Annotated in this window: 18 protein-coding genes; 4 read left to right on the forward strand and 14 right to left on the reverse strand. The window is 51.6% G+C overall.

Annotated elements, in window-relative coordinates; genetic code table 11:
• The 4 genes from DW757_RS15460 to DW757_RS15475 form a co-directional block, all read right to left on the reverse strand.
• Positions 1-618 (reverse strand): glycosyltransferase family 2 protein (locus DW757_RS15460; protein WP_118752179.1); only part of this gene is annotated, 618 nt, incomplete at its 3' end.
• A gap of 532 nt (positions 619-1,150) precedes the next feature.
• The gene (locus tag DW757_RS15465; protein ID WP_347560003.1) at positions 1,151-2,866 is read right to left on the reverse strand and encodes a DUF6020 family protein; all 1,716 of its coding nucleotides are present in this window, start codon (positions 2,864-2,866) and stop codon (positions 1,151-1,153) included.
• Positions 2,863-3,861, reverse strand: a complete 999-nt coding sequence (locus tag DW757_RS15470) for a glycosyltransferase family 2 protein (RefSeq protein ID WP_118752181.1) — start codon at positions 3,859-3,861, stop codon at positions 2,863-2,865. The genes DW757_RS15465 and DW757_RS15470 overlap by 4 nt, the downstream gene beginning before the upstream one ends.
• A gap of 21 nt (positions 3,862-3,882) precedes the next feature.
• Positions 3,883-5,496, reverse strand: coding sequence for a hypothetical protein (locus DW757_RS15475; RefSeq protein ID WP_147355647.1), 1,614 nt, complete (start codon positions 5,494-5,496; stop codon positions 3,883-3,885).
• A 41-nt stretch (positions 5,497-5,537) separates the two neighbouring features.
• On the opposite strand from DW757_RS15475, the gene DW757_RS17250 reads away from it, so the two are divergent.
• The 3 genes from DW757_RS17250 (at position 5,538) to DW757_RS15485 (ending at position 7,137) form a co-directional block, all read left to right on the forward strand.
• Positions 5,538-5,840 (forward strand): hypothetical protein, encoded by a 303-nt coding sequence (locus tag DW757_RS17250; protein WP_147355648.1) that lies wholly within the window; start codon positions 5,538-5,540, stop codon positions 5,838-5,840.
• Positions 5,841-6,056: 216 nt separating this feature from the next.
• Positions 6,057-6,539 (forward strand): S-ribosylhomocysteine lyase, encoded by a 483-nt coding sequence (locus DW757_RS15480; RefSeq protein ID WP_008399309.1) that lies wholly within the window; start codon positions 6,057-6,059, stop codon positions 6,537-6,539.
• A gap of 70 nt (positions 6,540-6,609) precedes the next feature.
• Positions 6,610-7,137, forward strand: a complete 528-nt coding sequence (locus DW757_RS15485; RefSeq protein WP_015573474.1) for a GNAT family N-acetyltransferase — start codon at positions 6,610-6,612, stop codon at positions 7,135-7,137.
• Positions 7,138-7,271: 134 nt separating this feature from the next.
• Here the strand turns inward: DW757_RS15485 and DW757_RS15490 are convergent, their stop codons facing one another.
• The 4 genes from DW757_RS15490 to DW757_RS15505 form a co-directional block, all read right to left on the reverse strand.
• Positions 7,272-8,705, reverse strand: coding sequence for a 6-phospho-beta-glucosidase (locus DW757_RS15490; protein ID WP_118752183.1), 1,434 nt, complete (start codon positions 8,703-8,705; stop codon positions 7,272-7,274).
• A 21-nt stretch (positions 8,706-8,726) separates the two neighbouring features.
• Entirely contained in the window at positions 8,727-10,670 is a 1,944-nt protein-coding gene (locus DW757_RS15495; protein ID WP_118752184.1) for a beta-glucoside-specific PTS transporter subunit IIABC, read from the reverse strand.
• A gap of 153 nt (positions 10,671-10,823) precedes the next feature.
• On the reverse strand, positions 10,824-11,687 hold the full coding sequence (locus DW757_RS15500) for a MurR/RpiR family transcriptional regulator (protein WP_008399312.1): 864 nt from the start codon (positions 11,685-11,687) through the stop codon (positions 10,824-10,826).
• Positions 11,688-11,701: 14 nt separating this feature from the next.
• Positions 11,702-12,316 carry a sugar O-acetyltransferase gene (locus DW757_RS15505; RefSeq protein WP_008399314.1) on the reverse strand — a complete coding sequence of 205 codons (615 nt, stop codon included), beginning with the start codon at positions 12,314-12,316 and terminating at the stop codon, positions 11,702-11,704.
• Between the two features lie 393 nt (positions 12,317-12,709).
• On the opposite strand from DW757_RS15505, the gene DW757_RS15510 reads away from it, so the two are divergent.
• Positions 12,710-13,882 carry a cyclopropane-fatty-acyl-phospholipid synthase family protein gene (locus DW757_RS15510; protein WP_118752185.1) on the forward strand — a complete coding sequence of 391 codons (1,173 nt, stop codon included), beginning with the start codon at positions 12,710-12,712 and terminating at the stop codon, positions 13,880-13,882.
• A gap of 122 nt (positions 13,883-14,004) precedes the next feature.
• Here the strand turns inward: DW757_RS15510 and DW757_RS15515 are convergent, their stop codons facing one another.
• From DW757_RS15515 to DW757_RS15540, 6 genes are all read right to left on the reverse strand, one after another.
• Entirely contained in the window at positions 14,005-15,303 is a 1,299-nt protein-coding gene (locus DW757_RS15515) for a hypothetical protein (RefSeq protein ID WP_118752186.1), read from the reverse strand.
• Positions 15,304-15,346: 43 nt separating this feature from the next.
• Entirely contained in the window at positions 15,347-16,273 is a 927-nt protein-coding gene (locus tag DW757_RS15520; protein WP_243033731.1) for a DNA adenine methylase, read from the reverse strand.
• A 300-nt stretch (positions 16,274-16,573) separates the two neighbouring features.
• On the reverse strand, positions 16,574-17,773 hold the full coding sequence (locus DW757_RS15525; protein WP_118752187.1) for a VWA domain-containing protein: 1,200 nt from the start codon (positions 17,771-17,773) through the stop codon (positions 16,574-16,576).
• 42 nt (positions 17,774-17,815) lie between these two features.
• The gene (locus tag DW757_RS15530; protein WP_118752188.1) at positions 17,816-20,158 is read right to left on the reverse strand and encodes a DUF5682 family protein; all 2,343 of its coding nucleotides are present in this window, start codon (positions 20,156-20,158) and stop codon (positions 17,816-17,818) included.
• A gap of 34 nt (positions 20,159-20,192) precedes the next feature.
• The gene (locus DW757_RS15535) at positions 20,193-21,281 is read right to left on the reverse strand and encodes an AAA family ATPase (RefSeq protein ID WP_021965687.1); all 1,089 of its coding nucleotides are present in this window, start codon (positions 21,279-21,281) and stop codon (positions 20,193-20,195) included.
• A gap of 66 nt (positions 21,282-21,347) precedes the next feature.
• Entirely contained in the window at positions 21,348-23,492 is a 2,145-nt protein-coding gene (locus DW757_RS15540; protein WP_118752189.1) for a hypothetical protein, read from the reverse strand.
• Positions 23,493-23,499 lie beyond the last annotated feature (7 nt).

Consider the following 23,499-nt stretch of genomic DNA (forward strand, 5'->3'; position numbering starts at 1 on the left):
AATTCTTACCAAAAAGGAGTCATTTTCTTCCAAAGACACAAACTTTTTTACACTACCATGAATACTCATCTCTGTCTCTATCTCAAAACCCTGGGAGAGAACGGGAAAGCTTTTTACGAACAGCGGACTGAATGCCCGATAGCCCGTCATGATATCATGGATATTGCTCTTAAATAACTTATTAATCAATCCCCTCACGATCCGGTTTCCAAAATTGTGAAATGGTCTCTTATTTTCTGTAAAATAGGTGGAGGACAGGCGATCTCCTATCACCATATCAGCCCGTCCGCTCATGATCAAGTCCGCCATCTCCCTGGCATTCTCTGCCGGATAGGTATCATCCCCATCCGTCATCAGATAACAGTCCGCGTCAATATCCCGGAACATACTGCGGATCACGTTTCCCTTCCCCTGCCTGTACTCCCGGCGCACAATGGCTCCAGCCCGCTTCGCTATCTCCCCTGTACCGTCTGTGGAGTTATTGTCATAAACATAGATATCGGCCTCCGGCAGCGCGTTTTTATAATCTCTCACAACCTTTTCGATGGTCTGGCTTTCATTATAACACGGAATCAGAACTGCAATGCGTCCCTGTTCTCTGTTTCCGGTCTCTCTCATCTTAAATATCTCCCCTTTATCCTTTCATCCGTTTTTCTCCACAACTTATCTCAGTCTCCGCCAGCAGTTCCGAACTGACAGCCGCCTCTGCCACCTTCTAAGACTCAGTCACCCAGTAAAAAGTCTGTTTTTCACCTGTCTCTCCATTCCCAGACAGATGAATTCTGGCCTTGATGTCCCAATATTCCAGTAATTGATACTTTAAATCACTGCTGCTGCCGTCTGCAAATCACGGCAAAAAAGTGTTTTCTGAGCACACGGATTTATGATAACTCAGAACTCATTCCGTTATATATCAGTTTATGGTTCTATGTCAATACTTTAAAAAGAAAAGTTTACAGGCCATGCTTAGGCCGACAGCTGACCGTACTCTAAGCTGCATCCTATTCACATTCAGTTTTCATACACGCTTCTTCTGGAATTATAGATGATTCTGCTTTTCGTGTCCACGCTTATCCCCTGAAACTGCATTTTTTTACATAATAGAAACAGAATTTTTACAGCTTATAACCGAAATCTGAGGAGATGAATCTCACCGTACTTCTTCACGGCTTTTCCCGCAGGAGGCATCTGGATTCTGCTGTTCACTATCTCCCTTTCTGATTTGCAGAACTGCCGAAATAACAATTAATACGGCAAAACCGGATCCGTAAATGACAGGCAGAAGGTATCTGGTATTTGCGTTAAACGGCGAGACTATACATACCAGAATATTCAGGAGAAAGGGCATCAGCGCTGCCAGATAACGGTATTTTTTTACGGCTAACAGCGCCGCCGCGCACCAAAGCATCACCCATACGTAGGTGCCGTGCCGGAAAAACATGCCGATGACAGGAAGAAATTTGGCGTTGTATTCTATGGCTTTCAGCAAATTTTTGAATTCCGACAGCGCCTGGGGATGTCCCGCCGTGAAAAAGCCGTCTCTCACCTCCCGGATGGCAGAGTCAAATCCTCTGTAATCGTACCATTCCATCAGCCCCGGATAGAAGAATCCATAACAGCCGTTTACAGCGGCCTCCAGGTACACTCCCGGATGTTTTATAAACTGTTTTGCCCATACTTTAAAGTACGCAGTCTGATCGGCCCGGGTCTGCTCCTTTCTGTAGGCTTCAAACTTCACCGGATCCGAGGTGATCGGGTTGTACAGTCCGGCAAGCCGGTCATAATCCAGCACTCCGTCAATCGCGGCCTTCTCTTCTGGAGTCACTTCATCAGGATAGTCTCTGGCATAGCGGGCCGTCTGCTGGTAGAAAAATCCCAGTGCCTCCCTCCTGCTCCCCGGCGATATCTGAAGAAACGGCATCAGAATTCCGTTAAATCCAATCTGAACTGCCAAAACAGGAATCAGAAACACCGGCAGCAGTCTTCTGAGGGATGCCCTGTACGCCCACAGCACAAATACAGCTGTCAAAACAACCACATGAACTCCATGCTTGACGTTCAGCATCTGCATCAGTATGGAAAGAGAAAATAAGAGCAGATAGGCCTTTTTCCTGAGCAGCCCCTCTCCCTCCACGGCCAGGCGCACCAGCAGGATCACCCACAGATACAGCCAGGCAGAGTAGGTAGAATTTTTTACAAGATTGATCCCGTAAAGCGGAAAGCAGGGAACAAACGCAAATATGCAAAAAACTGTCATGCACATCCATCTGGGCACAGAGTTTCGCATCATATACCAGAGTGAATATGCAAATACACCCGTCGTAAGAAGGGCTATCCACAGAGCGTGCAGAAAAATCCCCACATTCTGACTTCCCAGCAATATCCCAATCCTCAGAAATAATCCCTGGATCCAGGTATTAAAAACAGGGTGGTGCCCGTTAATGAGAACCTCATCCGATAAGGGATTATCAATTAACAGATACGTTTCATTTTCAAAATTAAATGCCTGAGCGAGCTGATCCGAGACATCGCTGTTGCTGATCCCGGGATAAAATCCGATCAGCCAGGGGAGCCAGCACAGCAATAGCCCTGCCCACAGGATGAAAAATTTTGCGTACGTCCCGCTCTTCGTCTCTTTCCTGTCTTTCTCCAGGCGCAGAATCTTTTTAAACAGAAGCAGAGAAATAATAAAGTAAGCAGCCCAGTAGCAGAAAAACGATACCAGGCTAAATATCGGGTAGCGTCTCACCTCTTCCCAGCTGTTAAGCTTCATAAAACTTGCGCCCACTACCATCACAGCTGCAAAAAACGCAGTAAGAAAAAAATTGATTATGCAGAAGTTTTTTTCAAAGTATTTTGCCATCATTCTTCCTCTTCCAGTTCCCACGTAGTCTCACTGATAATAAACCTGGGTCTGTGCTTCGTCTCCATATAGATTTTTCCGATATATTCACCGATAATCCCCAGGGACAGCAGCTGAATTCCGCTGAGGAAGCAGACGATGCTGACGATCGAGCCCCAGCCCTGGACTGTTTTTCCTGCAAACACCTGCAGCACAGACCACAGAACTCCGATAAAGCTCAGGAAGGCGATCATCAGCCCCAGGCCTGTGATCAGGCGGATCGGCTTGGTGGACAGGCTCGTGATCCCGTCCACCGCCAGGGCAACCATCTTTTTCAGCGTGTAATGGCTCTCTCCCTTCAGACGTTCCTGGCGTTCGTAGTAGACACAGCTGCTCTGAAACCCGATCAGGGGGATCATGCCTCTGAGAAAAAGATTCACCTCCTGGTAACCGGACAGTTCGTCCAATACCCGGCGGCTCAGAAGCCGGTAGTCGGCATGGTTAAACACTGTCTCCACTCCCATCCAGCCCATGATCCGGTAAAAGCTCTCCGCAGTGAACCGCTTGAGAAAGGTGTCTGTTTTCCTGCTGCTTCTCACCCCGTACACAATCTCGGCTCCCCTGTTCCACTCATCCACCATCTTCTCCATGGCGTCCGGCTCGTCCTGACCGTCACAGTCAATCGTTATGGTTATGTCGCAGACAGATTTTGCAGTCATCAGCCCTGCCAGAACCGCATTCTGATGGCCGCGGTTCCGGCTCAGGGAGATCCCCCCATAGTGGCGATCCTCCCTGGCCAGGCTGCGTATCAGCTCCCAGGTACTGTCTCTGGAACCGTCATTTACGAACAGGATACGGCTCTCGTCCTTTATTTTTTTTCTTCCGATCATGCCCTGAAGCTTCTCCAGAAAAATCTTTGAAGTGACAGGCAGTACGCTCTCCTCATTGTAGCAGGGGACAACGACATACAGGATCGGCGCTGTCTTTCTCTTTCCCACCGTTTTTTGCTCCTTCTCCATTGTTCTGTGCCTCCTTTCCTGTCAGCGGACCCTAATATAGAGATTGTAATCCTGCTTTGCGCCATTAAGAATCGCCGGATGCTCCGGATCGTAAAGGCCATCCGTTATACTGGGATAAATCTCCATGCCTTCATTTTGTTCGATTCCCTCTATTCCCGTCAGCTTCACCAGGTAGGTCTTCCCTGCCTCCAGAGTCAGTCCGTCTAAGCCTATTCGAATCTTCTCTCCGCTCTCTATCATCGAGCATCCGATTCGGTCAGAAAACAGGGCCCGGCCATCCTGGGTATCAATCACCTCCACCTCTATGGAGCAGAAATTATTGCGCTTATAGTCAGGATTCATGAAAAACAGCTCTATCTCCTCCGGATTTGCCGTTTCATCCAGCTCTATCTCCTGTCCGATCCACGAGCTGTCTTTCAGCAGGTCCGTCTGGCATGTGAGCTGCTCTGCCTCCAGGGAGGAATACAGCACAGGGGGCGCTGTCTTTAAGTATGCGTACAGAATAAAAATGGTCAGAGCTGCCATACAGACAACCCTCACAGCCAAAACCGACTGCTCCGGTATCTCAAAGCGCTTTTCCTTCTTAAACAGAAACGGGCAGGCCAAAATAAGGAGCATGAAAAGAGCTCCTACCATACAGGAGGAAAAGAAGGGCGCCCACATATCCCAGCCCATCACTTCTGCCATATAATTAACTGAACCATACTTTGTGGCATCATAGGCCGGAATGGAGTAAAAGCTGCCAAGAAACAGCCGGTTCAGCAGATCTACGTCTGCCAGAGGATTGCAGTAAAGCACCAGCACTCCGAAATAGCCTGCAGAAAACGCCAGCTCCAGGAAACAGCAGAGCTTTAAAAAACGCCCGTTTCCCACGATCCCGATAATCAAAAACGGGAGCAGGTAGAGGACCCAGTAGGAATTGAAGTTGATAAAGCAGACAAAACAGGTCCATACGGCCATGGCACAGTAGACAGGAATCTCATAGCGATCCCTGTTTTCTCTGTATTCTCTGCACAGATAGCAGAACGCGCAGATTCCTATATAGGCAACTACGAACAGAATGACGTCCCATCCCCAGAAAAACCTGCTTCCCGCGATCTGCAGTATGGCATCCCGGCTCTGAGACCCCACAGCAAAGTGATAGGCCGGATCACCGTTAAACAGAAGTCTTGACAGAAACCAGAACACAAACAGCAGCGCTGTTTTTACTCCCAGAAAAATAATCCGCTTTTCTATCAGAAGAAGCAGCGGAAGGAAGAGAAATATGGCAAACATCTTGCACGGCAGTGCAACAGCGTAGCAGAGCAGGAACCATTTTTCCTTTCCGTTCAGATAAAAATAAAAGCCCAAAAGCAGAAGAAACAGGGCGAAGCCGTCCACCTGCGCAATCACGAAGACAATCAGGTACAGGGATAAGCTGCTCAGAAACAAAAAGCTGCCCAGCCTTGCAAAAGCCTTCGGCGTTCCGATACAGCGCAGAATTTTGCTGATCATCCAGGCACTTCCAAGGCAGAAGAGAATTCCCAGAGTTTTGCACCACAAAAGCCCGGGAGCCCATGAAAAATAGTCGATCCCGAGAAGCTTCGTGATCAGGAGCACAGGAAGATTCCATATGCCGTAAACCAGATAGATCATAGCGTCATAGTTTGCCGCCCAAAAGGATCTTGAATGTTCTATTGTATAAGAATAAAACTGCCCCAGGCAGCCGTGGTAAATGGATTTTAAAAAAAGAATTGAATTTTCATACGTATCTGTCAGATCTGCATACAGAAAAACCACATATGCAAAAAAAAGAATGGATCCCAGACATAACCAGTCAGTTAAAAGAAGGGTATCAGCGTTTCTTTTCTGCAAATACCCCCCCTGGTATTAAAGATCCTTTTTCCGTTCCACTGCATCTTCATGCTCCTCCCATCTTCTGTATTTCTGCTTCAAAATACTGTCTGCAGCCTTATACAGCTGACTTTTTTCTTCTATAATTATACCGTTTTACTTTTTGTTACAGTATATCAAAAAAAAATATATTTGCAAACCTTTTTCCCCTTTTCCCCGGCTTTCTGCTTTTGCACCAGCATCTCCTCATTCCTGCCCTTACCCACTTGTCTTCCTCTCCCTCCTCTGGTACACTTATACCTGCAGACAGGCCTGCCTCCGGCAAGCCTCCTCTGCAAATCTGACAGACAGGAGTGATCGCTATGGATAAAATCACAAGCTTTACCATCAACCACTTAAAACTGCTTCCGGGTGTCTATGTATCCAGAAAGGACAAGGCCGGAGATACGACAGTCACCACCTTCGACATCCGCATGACCAGGCCAAACTTTGAACCTGTCATGAATACTGCGGAAGTTCACACCATTGAGCATCTGGGCGCCACCTTCCTCAGAAACCACACCGAGTACAAAGACCGTGTGCTCTACTTCGGCCCCATGGGCTGCCGCACCGGTTTCTACCTGCTTCTTTGCGGCGACTATGAGTCAAGGGATATTGTGCCTCTGATGAAGGAAATGTTCGCCTTTATCCGCGACTACCGGGGAGATGTGCCGGGCGCATCTGCAAGGGACTGCGGAAACTATCTGGACATGAATCTTCCCATGGCCAACTGGCTGGCTGACCGTTTTCTGAGAGAGGTGCTGGATTCTGTGGACGACAGCAGGCTCCTCTATCCGGAAGACTGATTCCGGGGAGCGGTATGTAATTGGGGAGAGCCGGGTATTTCTGTATTTTCTGAAAGGGGATGGATGGAATATGAACCTGAAACTGATTAAAATGAGCAGCCCTTATAAATCCCTTTTATTCGATATGATGGACGAATGGTGCGCTTCCGGCGAAACTGTCATCCCATGGGCTATCGTCAGAAGCGATTACCGGGATTTTGAAAACTACATGAAAAATCTGGACATCTCAGAACCAAAGGAGGGATTTGTCCCTGATTCCACCTTTTTCTGCCTGGACACTGATCGGAACATCCTCGTAGGAGCTGTGAACATCAGACACCGCCTGAATGAGAGCCTTCTCTTAAACGGCGGCCACATCGGCGACGGGATAAGGCCCTCGGAACGGGGGAAGGGAGCCGCCACGCAGATGATCGGTCTGGCTCTTTCAGAGTGCAGGAAGCTTGGCATCGGCAGAGTCCTGATGGTATGCCGGAAAGAAAATACGGCTTCTGCCAGGAGTATTATAAAAAATGGCGGGATTCTGGAGAATGAGATTTCCAAAGACGGCGCCGTATGGCAGCGCTATTGGATTGAACCTGCGGATACGGCAGAAGCTTAGCCTGAACTGTTCTGACTTTGAACCACCTCAGCACTCCGCCAGGATTCCATGAAAAAACATGCAAAATACAGAAAGCTGTACAGGATGAGCCCGCAAGCTCCCTGCACAGCTTTCGTATTTTCTCCGTTTTTCCATTATTGTTCGCTGTCCCGCTTCAGACTTTCACCGTTGGAGGCGATGACATCCTTATACCACCAGAAGGACTTTTTCCGTATCCTCTCATTTGTCCCCTTTCCATCGTTGTCCCTGTCGACATAGATAAGCCCGTACCGCTTGGACATCTCCCCGGTGGTGGCGCTGATCAGGTCGATACAGCCCCAGGCGGTATATCCGATCACGTCCACTCCATCCTCATCGACGGCGTCCATCATGGCTCTGATATGGGAGCTCAGGTAACCGATCCGGTAATCGTCCTCAACGGTCCTGTCTTCTGTCAGGGTATCGAGGGCTCCCAGACCGTTCTCCACAACGAACAGAGGCTTCCTGTAGCGGTCATAGAGGGCGTTCAGTGTAATGCGAAAGCCCAGGGGATCGATGGGCCAGCCCCACTCGCTCACCTTCAGATAGGGATTCTTCGCCGATGCAAACACATTGCCTCCAGAGGCCTCCCCCTGTCCATCTGCCCTGACAGTACGGCTGTTGTAGTAGGACAGAGCGATAAAGTCCGCTGTATTTTCCCGGAGAAGCTCCTCGTCCCCCGGCTCCATGGCTATCTGAATCCCCTCACGCTCAAACAGCTTTCTGGCATAGGAAGGGTACTCCCCCCTTGCCTGCACGTCGATGAAAAAGTAGGTCTCCCTGTCCTTCTTCATGCTCTCCCAAACATCCTCCGGCCGGCAGCTGTAGGGATAGACGCTCCCTGCTGCCAGCATACAGCCTGCCTGAGACTCCGGATCGATCTGGTGGGCCAGCTTCACCGCAAGAGCAGAGGCCACCAGCTCATGGTGAGCAGCCTGATACTTTACCTGAAGCTCATTCTCCCCCTCCTCAAAACGGATTCCGGCTCCCATGAAGGGCAGGTGCATCAGCATGTTAATCTCATTAAAGGTAATCCAGCGGCGAACCCTTCCCTGAAACCGCCGGAACAGTACCTGGCAGTATCTCAGATAGCAGTCAATCACCCGGCGGCTTCTCCAGGATCCATATTTTTCCACCAGAGCCAGCGGTATGTCAAAATGGCAGAGCGTCACCACCGGCTCGATGCCGTATTTTAAGAGCTCATCAATAAAGCTGTCGTAAAACCGAAGTCCCTCTTCACTGGGTCTCTCCCCTTCCCCGTCCGGGAAAATTCGCGACCAGGAAATAGAAAAGCGGTAGCACTTAAAGCCCATCTCGGCAAACAGGGCAATATCCTCCCTGCAGCGGCCGTAGTGGTCAATGGCCTGGCGTCCCGGGTAGAAGGTGTCTGCCGAAAGGCTGCGGTAATCGCAGGTGCCGTTCATCACCGCAAGCCTCCGCTCTCCATGGGGCAGCACATCCACAATCGCCGGCCCCCTGCCGCCTTCCTGCCAGCCGCCTTCACACTGATTGGCAGCCGTAGCGCCGCCCCACAAGAAATCATTTCTCATCGTATTCCTCCAAACTCGTCATCATCCCTTGGTCTCTTCCTTAGGCCATACAGAGAGCAGCGCCTCTCCTCTGTCTGCCGCCCCCGTTTTGAGCGTCCTGATCTCGCCGTACTGCATGTAATTGGTAACCAGGACAGGCGTCACCAGCGAATAGCCAGCCTCCTGAATCAGCTTCATGTCAAATTCCAGGAGCGGCTGCCCCTTTCTGACCTGATCGCCTGCCTTGATCAGAGGTTTAAAGCCCTCTCCATTCAGCTTTACCGTATCCATTCCCACATGCATCAGCACCTCGGCTCCGCTTTCCGTCACCATTCCGATGGCGTGGCCGGTGGGGAACATGGCAGAGATGGTTCCGTCAGCCGGCGCCCACAGCACTCCCTCTTCCGGAATCACCGCCGCCCCTTTTCCGAGAACTCCGCTGGAAAAGGCCTCGTCCTCCACCTGGTCAAGGGGGATCACTGTCCCCTTCAGAGGGCTGTACACAGTGATTTCTTCTTCCACCTTTTCAGACAGACTCTCTGTATCCTCTGCCAGCTTCTGTACCTTCTCTTTCTCATCCCTGTAGAACATCATGGTCAGCACAAAGCCCACTGCCATGGAAATGGCAATTCCTGCAAAAGCTACAATGATATTTCCCATCGTGCCATCTGGATTCATCATGTTTGGAAGCTCAAAGATTCCCATTCCGCCCAGAATAAACTTTCGGAAGTTAAAGTGTCCGTAAAAGGCTCCCCCGATACCGCCGGCAATGCAGCTGATCACAAAGGGCTTTTTCAGCGGAAGCAGGATTCCGTAGATGGCCGGCTCTGTCACTCCGAAAATGCCGGAGATAAAGTTCGGGATCGCCATCTCCTTTAATTTCTTGTCCCTTGTCTTGAAAAAGATTGCCAGCACAACCGCTGAGGTTGCAAAGGTGCAGGCAAAAAACGGCATCATGACATTGTCGTAGCCCAGGGTCATGACATTGTTGATGTAGACTGGAATAAAGCCCCAGTGCAGTCCGAAGATGACAAGGATCTGCCAGGTGAAACCTACTACCGCACCTGCCACCAACGGGCTGAAATCCCTTATTGCCAGGGTAAATTCAGATATCAGCGTGGAGCCGAAGGTTGCCGCAGGGCCTAAGAGAAGCAGCGTCACCGGAAGCGTCACCAGAAGGGTCAGTATCGGGACAAAGAAAAACTTCACCAGATCCGGTACAATCCTGTTAAACAGCTTTTCGCATTTCGATGCAAACCACACAGCCAGGATCACAGGGATTACCGTTCCCGTATAGTTGGCCGCAATAACCGGAATCCCCAGAAAAGTCAGATACACCGGAGAGGCGAACATCGTTCCCTCAAACAGCGTATAGAGAGCCGTTCCCCCGGCTTCCAGGCTGCCAAGCTGAATGGAGGGATAGCACATGGCCGCACCGACGGCAAGTCCCAGCATGGGCTTTAAATGAAATTTCTTTGCAGCCGTGTATCCCAGAAACAGCGGCAGGAAGTTAAACAGGGCATCCCCGGCCGCATTGATCACCATGCAAATTCCGCTGGTCTCGGTATAGAATCCAAGCGCTTCAAACAGGGTATTAAAGCCCTTCAGCATACCGCAGGCAGCCATGATTCCAAGAATGGGCTGAAAAATTCCTGACACCACATCAATGGCACGGTCCAACAGCCTCTTCTTCCCTGCCCCGCTGCCGTCTGCCTGATTCACATCCCCGTCTTCCCTCAGATCGAGGAGAGGCAGCACGTCCTCATATACCTCCGCCACATGATTTCCGATAACCACCTGGTACTGGCCGCCGCTCTTCATCACCGTCACAACGCCGCTCATCCCTTTTAAGACGTCGTCGTTTGCCAGACTCTCATCCTTCAGCGTAAAGCGAAGTCTTGTGATGCAGTGGACAAGCCCTGCCACATTTTCTCTGCCCCCCACATTCCTTACAATGTCAGCGGCAAGCTCCTGATACTTCCCCATAGCTTCCTCCTATTTTTCCTTTTGTTTTCTATGGATTTAATGTAACGGATCCGGCCCTGAAACACAAGGCCGGGCGGCCCCGTAGTTCCATCGGTTCAAAATATGCAAAAAAAGAACCGCCGTATCTGAAACAGCGGTTCAAAATCTCAGAACTTAAGGCTCCTCTCCGGCACTGTTCAGCAGAAGCGATTCGTGCTTCTGCATTTCCAGCGAAGATTTCACATGCTCCTCCTGGCATCCTGCCAGAAGCATGGAAAAGAAGATGTCGAACACATAGTTGCCGGCCATAAAGGAGGTAATCACATCCAGGCTCAATACAGAATCCCTGTTTGGGATCTCCACCACCTCGTGGCACCATTTTCCTGTAACCTGGCTGTGAGGCCCCAGAATTCCTACGATGTGATTGTTGGTGGCCGTCATCAGGTACTCTCCCATCCGCTCCACCGTCCTGTTTGCCCCGGTAAAGCTGATGAGGAAGGCCACTGTCCTTTTATGCTTTCTGGCTGCCAGGTAGTGGCCGTTTATGCTCTCATAGGCGGAGCATTCCAGTCCCAGCGTGGCGAACTTAAAGGCGGCCGCCTGTGCCAGCACATAGCTGATCCCGGTGCCGTAGATGTCAATGCACTCTGCCCCCTGCAGAAAACGCCCGATCCGCATCATAGTATTTTTATCAAGGGTCAGACGCGTATTGGTGATCGCCTTGTCGTAAAGTCCCGGAAGGGTGAGGATAATGTCGGAGTAGGAGCTGTTTCCTGTAATGGGCTCCTTTGAGATAAGCTGGCTGATCCGCTCGCTCTGGTTCATCTCCGCCACCAGCCTGAGCTTCAGCTCCTGGTAGCCTGACAGTCCCAGCTTTTTGCTGAGCCTGACAACCGTAGCCTTGCTGGTGAGGGAGGCTCTGGCCAGCTCGCCGGCAGAGATATCCGGAATCTGGTCCATATGGCCTAAAATATACTCTGCCACATCCCTCTCGTGGTTTGTGAAATTTTTCATCTCTCTGAGCTGTACCAGAAGCATAATCTCTCCCTCTATTAATCAATGTCGATTTCCATCCCGCGGCGGAAATACTTTCTGTCCTCCTGGGTGATGGCTCGGAGTACGCGGCAGGGGTTCCCTACTGCCACCACATTGTCCGGTATGTCCTTCGTAACTACGCTCCCGGCCCCGATCACGGAATTTTCTCCCACCGTCACGCCTGGAAGAATCACGGCGCCTGCTCCGACCCAGACGTTATTTCCAATCTTTACAGAAAGATTATACTGGGCCTGCTTTTTGCGAAGCTCCGGGCAGACTGGGTGTGTTCCCGTACAGACCACTGCATTGGGTCCAAACATGACATGGTCCCCGATAAAGATCTCCGCATCGTCCACCAGAGTCAGATTGAAATTGGCATAGACACCCTTTCCCATATGTACAAATTTTCCTGCCCAGTTGGCGTGAAGGGGAGGCTCTATATAACAGTTTTCCCCTACCTCTGCAAACATTTCCCTCATCAGGCTGTCTCTTTTTTCTCCCTCAGACGGCCTTGTATGGTTGTACTCATAGAGCAGCTCCATCTGTTTTTCCTGCTCCTTCGCCAGCTCGCTGTCATTGGCATAGTAGAGGCGTCCTGTATTCATCCTCTCCTGAATTTCCCTTAAATCCATCCTTCCGTTCTCCTCCTGAATTTTCGATGTCGATTCGTGTGCTGCACCTGCCAGATAAGGCCGGGGCCGCAAGAAAAATATACCTGATCTGCGCTCTCTTAGCAAGGCTTTTATACTGCCTCTTCCTCCGTCTGTTTCTCTATTCTGCCCTCAGCAAACATCCGAATCCGACATTATTATGGATATATTTTAAGATCGCATTCGCATTTGTCGAAAATTTACCTTATTTTTCCGATATTTTTGCCATTATTTCCCTTGACAGTTTTAAAAAATTAGAGTAAATAAAAAGAAATAGTATTAGTTTTTATATATATTCATATGAACATTAGTAGAAATGTATATGGACGGCTATACTCCCCTCTCGGGAGTTTTTCTTGGAAGGAGGAATTGACGATGTTTGAAGCAGTAGAAGAAAAAGCCATGGTAGAATTTCTCGGACGTTTTACCGATTATCCCTTTATAATAAAGTTTGGTGACCGTTCTTACCCCATCGGAAGCGGAGAGCCGGCTTTTACCGTTTCTTTCAAAAAAGCGATCCCCATGTCAAAGCTCTTGACCAGTACTTCTCTGGCTCTGGGCGAGGCCTACATGGACGGCGATCTGGAGGTGGAGGGAAATCTCTACAATGCTCTGGATCACTTTCTGGGACAGATGGGAAAATTTTCAACGGATGAACATGCCCTGAAAAAGCTGATTCACTCCTCCACCTCAAAGAAAAATCAGGCAAAGGAGGTAACCAGCCATTACGATCTGGGAAATGATTTTTATAAGCTGTGGCTGGACAAGACCATGAGCTATTCCTGCGCCTATTTTAAGACGCCGGAGGACAGCCTGGAGACAGCCCAGAAAAATAAGGTTGACTACATTCTCGAAAAGCTGTGGCTGAAGGAGGGAATGTCTCTTCTGGATATCGGCTGCGGATGGGGCTTTCTTCTGATTGAGGCTGCAAAGAAGTATAAGATTAAGGGCACAGGCATTACTCTGAGCCATGAACAGTACAGAGAATTTGAAAAACGCATTCAGGATGAAGGCCTTCAGGATTCCCTCACAGTCAAGCTGATGGATTACAGAGATTTGAAGGGAAGCGGCATGTCCTTTGACCGTGTGGTGAGCGTAGGGATGCTGGAGCATGTGGGACGTGACAACTATCAGCTCTTTATAGACTGTGTGGACAGTGTACTAAAAGACGGAGGCATGTTCCTGCTCCACTTTATCAGCGCTTTAAAGGAGCATCCGGGAGATCCCTGGATCAAAAAATATATCTTCCCGGGAGGGATGATCCCAAGCCTAAGGGAAATGATCTCTGCCCTGGCAGAAGACAGCTTCCACACCCTTGACGTGGAAAATCTCCGCCTCCACTACAACAAAACCCTGCTCTGCTGGGAGAAGAACTACAGAGAGCATATAGAGGAGGCCCGCGCCATGTTTGACGAGCGCTTCCTGCGAATGTGGGAACTGTATCTGTCCTCCTGCGCAGCCACCTTCCACAACGGCATCATTGACATCCATCAGATCCTCTGCACAAAGGGCATCAACAATGAGATTCCCATGGTAAGATGGTATTAAGGAGCCGAGGGCGTTGTCTCTCATTTGCTGAGCGCGGCGGAAAGCTTTGCTGCGCTCCGATTTGAGGCAGATTTGAGGCGGACTGGGGGCAGGCTGGACTCCTCCCCCTTCTTCCCCGGGGTTCATCCGTCCGTAAGGTGTTTGATCCATCTGAGCCAGCCTGCTACCGATGAGGCCCTGCGGCCTGCCAGGCTCTCTGTGCAGAGGCCCATGGACATCATTCTTTTTTCAATGTATTTCTTTTCAGGTATCGTTCCGGTACTCAGGAAAATCCCAAAAAGCTCATGGAAAATCTCATGCTCCAGAATCCGTTTTACATAGCCAAGCTGCCTCTCCCGGTAGGAAAGGGACATCAGGCGCCTTCCAGCCGGAGTAATCCCGATGCGCACAGGTCCTTTCTGTGCCCCGGCAGGCTTTTTTCTGCACGCCAGTCCCAGGTAGGCGCAGGCATTGTAATAATAGCCGGACTGTCTCTCCCGGAATCCGAACACCTCTGCAATCTCCTGTGAGGTCAGGGGATGACGGTTCAGATGCTCCGTCAAGGAAATGACCTTGTCAAAGCTGTCTGCCTGTATAAAGGGAATCCCCTCAGGCTCAGGGAGAACCTTTGTCTCGCGCCACACCTCAGCCAGCTCCTCCAGCCGGATCGCCGTGTCCTCAAAGCTATAATATTTTTCCTGTATCAGCCGCGGCGAGTCGTAGAGCTGCCAGTCGGTGAATTCATACTCCAGAAGCCGGAAGATATTGTTGGAGTAGACCAGGAACACCGGACGGATCGGTTTTCTGATCTTTTCCCTCCACAGGCGAAAGGGGTAATAGAGCTGGCGCACCAGAAAGTTGCTGTGCACTACATTTTTTCCTTCTATGATGGAAAAACAGCTGCGGCCCTCGAATCCGCCGTCAATTTCCACCTGGGAATTGTTCACCTCAATGGCTGACAGCCGTTTCCTGTCCTCTGAGTGAATCTGAAAGGAAAACACGCCGGATGCCATCCTGCCGGACACTGTTTCAATCATTCTTTTCTCTCCGAGAAAATCCTCCAGGATCCCTGCGAACCCCATCAGACGGATGGCCGCTGCCTCTGAGCGCACGTCCTTTATATCGATGGTTTCCAGATAATCCGGTATCAGGGAACTGTCTGCCCGCTTTATCCCTCCGGCAGACTCCGGGGAGAACTCCGGAAAGTCCTCATAGAGTCTGAAGTCTCCGATCACGTATTTTCCCCTGGTCACCGGGAGAATTCCCAGTCTTCCAAAAACCTTCGGAAGGGATTCCCGGGTGTCAAATTTTGTCATGAGACGCGGTTCCTTAAACTCCCGGATCTGATCGGCTGTAATCGAGAAGCAGCCGTGCGCGTCCACTTCCTCCCTGATTCTGTATTTTTCAAACAGAGCCTCCCATTTTTCCTCAATGATTCCCACAGTTCCTCCCTCGCTCTGAAGATGCGTCCGGCAATCTTACGGATCAGTAATTTCTCACCAGAACCTCGTCGATGGCTCCCCGCTTATCTGCCTTTGCATTGATAGCCCGCTTGGCTGAAACACGCTCTATGGTATAACCGCTGTAAAGGTTTTCTATAAATTCACAGCAGGAATTGGAGAGCAGAAATTTGATTCCTCTTTTATCCAGGAGGTCGCACTGGCGCTTCAGCTCAATCTGCTCTGCCTCGCCGAACCCGCTCGCCGTGTAGCCGGTAAAGGAGGAGGATGAGCTGAGGGGCATATAAGGCGGGTCGAAGTAGACAAAGGCTCCCTTTCGGATCCCCTTCAGGGCTTCCCTGTAGTCTCCGCATTTGATTGTCACCCTGGCCCGGTTCAGGTAGGCGCTCATGGCCCGGATGTTGTCCGCCCCTGAGATATTCGGATTTTTGTAACGCCCCCAGGGAGCGTTGAACTGGCCGGAGCTGTTGACACGAAAGAGACCGTTATAGCAGGTTTTATTCAGATAGATGATCCTGGCAGCTCTCTCCACAGGCGTCAGCTGTCCGTAGGCTTCCGGCTCCCGGTCAAGAGCACGGATTTGGTAAAAATACTCCTGACAGTTTGCCTCTCTGTGCTGTTCCAGAAGGCTGATCAGCTCTTCCGGCTGGTTTTTCACAGTCTCATATACATTGATCAGCTCGGCATTGGAGTCATTGATCACTGCCTTTTGGGGCTGAGTGGCAAACAGGACTGCACCTCCTCCCACAAAGGGCTCATAATAAGTGGTATACTCCGGAATCAGCGGCACAATGGATTCCAGAAGCTGCCGCTTTCCTCCCACCCATTTGAGGATAGGCACAACCTCCTGCTGCCGGGCAGTCCCCCGTTTCTGTATAGGGGAGTTTCCGCACACAGATGGGTGGTGCGGCTGTGTTGATGATGCTGTTAAGGATGTATGTGATGATGTCATGTATCTCTCCTGTGAGTAGTCTGTATTGCAGCGGACGAGTGAGGCCGGAGACCTGCTTGCGCGTCCTGCAGGCTTTATACGGGTAAACTGCGCTTTGCTTTCCCGCAGTTATTATACCATATCCTTCGGATACGGCAGCCTCCGGCGGAATTTAGCGCCCGGATTTCAGCAGTACATGCTGAAACCGGTATGCGCAGGTATAATAACCGCTCCGCGGTTATTATACCATACCCCCATGGTTCTGTTAAGGTGGAGCTTTAAATGGGGGGCGGTTTTTGATTTGCTGTGTTTTTGGTGCGGTTATGAACTTCCTGAAATCTCTTTTTCAAAGATGGTGAGGTCCTGCCCTTTCAGGGCTCGCTCCAGGAGGGCCGGGAGCTTTTCCGGTGCGCAGGCAAAGCAGGGGATTCCCAGGGAGGCGATGCGGCCTGCCATCTGGGCATCGTAGTAGGGCTTTCCCTTGTCGGCAATGGCCAGCAGGCAGATTACCGATACACCCGACTCCTGAAGGGAGGCAAGACGTCTCAGAAGGGAGGCCCGGTTTCCCCCTTCCTCTAAATCTGAAATCAGGAAAAACAGGGTCTTAGACGGATTCTCGATGAATTTCTCGCAGTACGCTACTGAGCGGTCAATATCTGTTCCTCCTCCCAGCTGGAATCCGAACAGCAGATCCACCGGGTCACTGCATTTTTCCGTTAAATCTACCACATTTGTGTCAAAGGCCACGATTCTTATCTCTAAAGCCGCCATGCTGGCCAGAATACAGCTCATAACCGAAGAATAGATAACCGACTCTCCCATGGAACCGCTCTGATCCACATCCAGAATAACCGTATGCCTGTTGGCCGCAGTCCTGCTGGTGCGGTCAAAGAAATAAAAATGCTCGGGAATGATCTTTTTCACCTCCGGCCTGTAGTTTCTAAGCCCTCTCTGGATCGTCCTCTGAAAATCCATGGCAGAGGCCGACGGAATAGGAGAATGGCGGCGTCGGTTGACCGCAGATGCTACCGCCCTCCTGACATCCTGCTCCAGCAGCCGGTTGATCTCCTCCACAATTTTCTCTATAAATGCTCTTACACTGTCCTTCGAGCGTTTTGGGATCTGATCCTTTAAGAGCAGAAGGGTGCTGGCCAGGCTCATGTCCGGCTCCAGATTTTCCAGTATCTCCGGCTCAAACAGAAGCTGTTTCAGACCGCACCGCTTCATGGCATCACCCTGCACAATCTTCACAAGCTCCCGGTCAAACAGCGTTCTCACATCTCCCAGCCACCTGGTAATCTGAGGGTTGGAGGGTCCCTTTCCGCCTCCCTGTCCGGCTCCTCCCTGAGCCTGAAATCCGCCGTAGGCTGCGCTGTTATATATGGCGGCAAGGGCCTGATCCATCATCAGCTGCTCCTCTGACAGCCTGGCTCCTCCATACCCCTCCATTGTCTGAAACTGCCCCTCGCTCTCTGCGCCAAGAATCAGACGCCATCGTTTCATGCGTTCTGCTGTATCCATTTCTGCCTCCCCTTTGCACTCTGTCCTGCCCAGACTCACGTCCTATATATCGTCAAAGTCAAAATCTGACAGCCCCTCTAAAAGCTCCTGCTGCTCCTCACCTGAGAGGGTTTCATTTAAAAGCTCGCTCACCTGTCCCGGGTTTACCTGCCAGATTTCTCCCAGATTTTCCGCAATCCTGTTTTTCTCCTCAGAGGTGAAGTCTGCGAAGGCTCTCCTCAGAAACACAAGGGCCCTCTTAAATTCCCTGTCATCCAGTTCATCCAGATATCCGCTCAGACTTTCCCACAGGGAGAGTCTTGCAATCAGGGCGTAATGGTTCTTCATGGACAGCCCTTCAAACCACCCGGCCCCCAGCTCAGCCGGAATTCCCGGCGAGAGCCTTCTGGACACCTCTCTTAAAAGCTCCTCCTCCATCATTTTTCCCTTTTCAAGAAGGATGGCTGCCGCAAAGCCTGACAGTTTTGTGTTCAGATCATCCCTTCCGGCAATTTCCTGCAGGACACGATCCAGACGCTCCCCATCCAAAAAATCATGGGAAACAGCTACCGTGTTGGCTGTGTTTATGGCCTCGGCCACCCGTTTAGCCGCATCGTCATCGCACCGGCACTCTTCCACCAGAATCAGACAGAGCCTTAAGAAGATCTGGGCAAGCACTGGGATCAGCGGCTTCCTGTCAAGTTTCCTGATATCCCCATACTGGAGCACCACAGACAGGCTGCCGGCCGCAGAGGCCAGCTCCTCTGCAGAAGCCGTATCCACTGCCATGGCCTGCAGAGCTGACACAGTGTAGGCCACTGCCTCCGGCATGCCGCACAGAAATGCCTCCTCTGTAACCCTGGAAAGAGCTCCGATGCTTTCCGCCCTGTCCGCCCTCTGTTTCACCTCAAGAGAAGCGGCCTGCTCGATGGTATCCCCCTTGAGCACTGTCTCCACCAGCTGGATTTCTGATTCCGGCGTCCATCTCAGAACCCATCCCTCCGCCCAGGTCGCTCCTTCCTGGCGTTTTTTCTGCAGAGATACAAAGCTGTTTCCCAGCACACGAAGCCTGTGCAGGAAAAAAGAGCGGTTTAAGTCCAGGAACGCAGCCCGCTCCGATTTCACAGTCAGCTTTTCCCTCAGATCCAGGGAGAGCTCCTGCGCCGTCACAGAGCGGTAGCGCTCCAGCTTCAGCTCCGCCATATTTCTGTTAAAATCCGTCTGAATGGAGGTCTGGCTTACTCCCTCCGGCAGGCTTCCCACTGCAGTTCCGATCTCCGTGTCCGCCATGGCCACTGCCAGCTCTCCATAGCTCCCATGGCCCATGCAGGCTATGGCCGCATCTTTCAGATCACTCAGCGACGGATTCTCGTAACCTGACAGCTGTGCCAGCGCCCCGGCCAGACGGAGGGCCTCGATCACCTCAGCGGAAGAGACAGGATTTCCCTCTCTCCGGCAGAATGCCGCCAGATTGGAAAGGTAGCGTATGGCTCCGTAGCTTCCCTCTCCCCTCTTTCTGGCCTCCCACAGCAGCTCATAGTAGGCCGGTGCCCGGTTTCCCGCCCCGTATCCGCCTCGCTCAGAAAGCCGGAAGTAGGAATACGGCATCAGTGTCCTGCAGGACTCCATACAGACAAGAGTCTGTACCTCCTCCTCTGTCATGGCAGCCGTCCTCTGAAGCCCTGTAAGGTGGAAGGCTCCGGTGACGGCGACGATCCGATCAGGAGGGATCCCCTCCCTCACAGCCCGCTCTATCTCACGGCGCATATACGCTTCCCTCAGATTCGTTTCTGCCCGCTCAGCCGGATCCTCCTCTGACAGCTCCCGAAGACTGGAGCCAAATTCAGCCGCCCCCTTCCTGTAGCCATCAGCCGTCCCTGCGTTTTCCATCACATGCTCCCAGAAGGCCTCCTGCCCTCCTGCGCCTGCCGTCCGGTCGACCTTTTCGTAGAGCTCGGATATACGGAGTCCCTGCTCCCGTTTTTCCTTATCCGCATGTTCTTTTTCTATGGAGGCTTCACTCCTTAGTTCCTCTCTCGCCTTCTGAAGAGCCAGAAAGGTGCCGGAGGGCAGATCCATAAATCTGGCCTGCTTTCCATTTTCCCTGGCCCACAGAAGCGCCTGATATTCCGGCGAATAGACGGCAAACGGATAGAGAAGCGTCCGGACGGGGAGCTCTTTTGTGTAGGCCATCACAGCTACGGGCGGCTTCACCTGGATGTCTGTCAGCTCCCCAATCAGATTGGTAAAATCAGACGGACCTTCGATTAGCACAAGCTCCGGATCCACCTGATCCAAAAATGTCCGAAGATGCCAGGCTCCCCCAGGCGACAGATGACGGATTCCGAACAGATGGGGGCCGCCCGGACAGAGCCGCAGCTTTCTTTCCTCAAACCCTTCTCTCATGTCTTTTTCTCCCTGCCTTTCTGCCTCTGATCAGCTAGCTGTTCAGCTCCCTGCACTCCCTGTAAAGTCCGAGCCATCGGGAACCGCGTTTCTTCATGACATTTTCCAGATATTCCACCCATGCCTTGGAATCCCTGTCCTCGTCCTTGACTATGGCTCCCTGCAGTCCGGCAGCCAGGTCGCAGTCTGTGACTGTTCCGTCTCCAAAACTTCCAGCCAGAGCCATACTTCCCCCAAGCAGGGAGATTGCCTCAGCCGTAGACAGCACGCCGGATGTGCTCTTTAACTTCTGCCTGCCGTCCAGCGTCATCCCCATCCTAAGCTCCCTGAAAATGGTGCAGACCTTTTCCACCACCTCACTGTCAGGCACTGCCGCATTGAGATCCAGATTTTCCGAAAGCTGGGTAACTCTGGTGCGCACGATGTCCATCTCTGCATCCAGGCTTTCAGGCGCCGGCAGGACCACGGTATTAAAGCGGCGCTTTAAGGCTGAGGACATATCGTTGACCCCCTTGTCCCTCGTGTTGGCTGTAGCGATAATGGAAAACCCCTTTTTCGCCGGTATCTCGATTCCCAGCTCCGGTACGGATATCCTCTTCTCCGACAGAATCGAGATCAGCGCATCCTGTACCTCACAGGCGCACCTTGAGATCTCCTCCATTCTGGCAATGGTTCCCGTTTCCATGGCGCGGTACACCGGACTTGGGATCAGAGCCTCCCTGGAGGGACCTCCTGCAATCAGCATGGCGTAATTCCAGGAATATCGGATCTGTTCCTCTGTGGTCCCTGCCGTCCCCTGGATGACCTTGGTGGAATCCCCGTTTATAGCCGCAGTCAGATGCTCTGACAGCCAGGATTTCGCAGTTCCCGGATCTCCTATCAGCAGAAGTGCCCTGTCCGTCACCAGGGTAGCGATGGCTATTTCCACCAGCCTTCTGTGGCCGATATACTTGGGAGTAATCTCCACTCCTTTTGCCTTCCCGCCGCATATGTAGGTGAGAACCGAGCGCGGCGACATCCTCCATCCCGAGGGAACAGACTCCCTCTCTGCAGCAATCAGCGCATCGATCTCCTTTTGAAACAGCTCTTCTGCAGGCAGCCTCTGTATATTTTCCTTCCCCATAAATGTCCTGTCCTTTCTCTCAAATCATCGTGTTCTGTATTCTGTCTTCCGGCTCTCTTTCCGGCTCTATGCCAGCTCTCCCACGCATGCCCCGTCAGCAAGCTGCTCCCGCCAAATCTGAATTCTTTCTCTTCCGGCTATGGTGCCTTTCCTGTCCCTCTCAAGGGCACGGCCAAGGCTCTCCGAAAGCTCGCTGGCAGGCAGAGGAATCTCTTCCAGCAGGCATTTCACCCGCCATAAATACTGGCTCTGATTTTCCCTCAGGACTCTCTCAACGACGAAATCATAATCTCTGAATCCGCATCGCCTGAGAATCCTCAGCAGCCGGCTGTCAATCTCCAGTCCCATGTGAATCAGGCTTTCAAAGTGCGCTCTGTATGCCTCGGAAAGTCCCTCTGCCTCCGGACAGTACAGCTGCACCAGCGCCTGTTCCAGGCAGCTCCATTCAGACGCCTTCGAAGCCCTCTCCAGGGCATATCCCTGCCCCGGCATCTGTCCTGTATACACCTTCACGTTTTTTCTGACAAAAGTTCTGTTCCCCGGCAGAAGAAGCCAGCCATACCATCTCCTGTCCAGATTTTCAAAGCAAACGGGCTCCTCTGTTCTGCCGCCGCTGTCCTTTCCGCGGCTTTGCTTCATAAAAACATACTGCTTTTTCTCTTCTGAATACTGGATTTGACACAATACCTGCAGGATTGCAGAAGCTCTCCCCCCTGCCAGCCAGGGACTGAATTTCTCGTATACGGCCTCTGCCGTCTCTGTAAGGAGAGCTCTGGCAAACACAGCCTCCTCGATCCCGCTGCGTCTCTCATCCTGTCTGTCTGAATCTCCAAACTCCCGGAACATCCTTTCAATAAAGGAAGCCATTTCCTCTGTGGGGGAACCGCAGAAGGAATCATAGAAAAAGAAAGGAGGAAAAAATCCCGGCGTTTCAGCATAAGAGCGCCTTAGCCATTCAAACAGCTTATCTGAGCACTTCCCCTCTGCTGCCCTCCAGATCTTCTCTTCATCCGTTCCCCAGGCCGGCCAGTTCAGGTCTTTTCCGCTCTGCCGCCTGTCCCACTGCATCTGTTTACAGAGCTGATCTCTCTTCTTTCTGAGCTGGGATGCTGTAGTCCCGTCCTCAAGTGTGCCGTTTTTCCCGAGAGAGGCTAACAGTGATTCTGTCCTGCGATACTCCTCCCCGGCCTTCTCCATCTCTGTTATCACGCTCTTGCGGAACTGCTCCAGTACATCTGTCATCAAATCTGCCGAGCGGACATTGCAGGCGCCGCAGAGGATCCCGGCAGCCTCGGAGGGCTTTTTCTTCTTCATGGCATTCAGATATTCTTCTGGTTCCTCAAGCTCCATGAAGGACAGAGTCCAGAGAACCCGGTTTCTCATGACTCCTTTTTCTGTTTTCAGCATATCGTACAGAAGAGGAACATTTTCACTGTCAAAGCGAAGAAGCCCAATCGCCTCCTCCCTGATGCTCTTCTCTCCATCCATGGCTGCCTTCCGGTACAGCTGATTTTCTGAGGCCCCGGCCAGCTCTCCTATGAGGCGAAGCCTCAGAAGCATGCCCCGCTTTCCATTTGAATCAAAGCCCTGGCAAAGCATGGGAACAATACTGCTTCCCATCTCAAGGAGCCTTCTGTATACAAGATTTCCGATCTCTCCATAGCTGTCCCCCAGCGCCTCTATCATAAGACGGAGAAGGCGCCAGTCAGAAAGCAGCTCCGGCTCTTCCCGCACAGCGCTCTCGAGCACTGCGTATCTTCCTCCTCCCGTTCCCGTGAGGGCTGCCACAAGAGGAGCCATCCTGCTGTACGGAATATTCTGAAGGAAGCTTAGAGACTTTTCCTCTCTGTCCTCTCTGCCTGTCTCATCTGAAAGGCTGCCCGCTTCCCCCGCACAGACTCTGTTTTGCTCACAGCCGCCTCCCTCAAGGGGGAGAAACTCACCGGCCGCCCCCACGGTCCCCTGCGTGTATACAACTGCATTCACCAGTGCCAGAGCATCCATCAGAGCTCCCGGCCTGTCCTGACACTCAGGCGCTATGGCCGCCTGGGCTGCCTGTTCAATTTTTTTGAAAACAGGAGCAGCCTGAGCCAGAGGCCCCATCTGAGCTGCCGCCTTTTTCAGGCGAAAATCCTCGGTCATAAGACCTGTCCCATAAACTGCCGCTGCCTCAAGCTGTTCCTTCAATTCATACAGTGCGCTCAAGTTCATATCTTAT

This window comes from Clostridium sp. AM29-11AC (genome assembly GCF_003480545.1).
Classification (GTDB): Bacteria; Bacillota; Clostridia; order Lachnospirales; family Lachnospiraceae; genus Otoolea; species Otoolea saccharolyticum_A.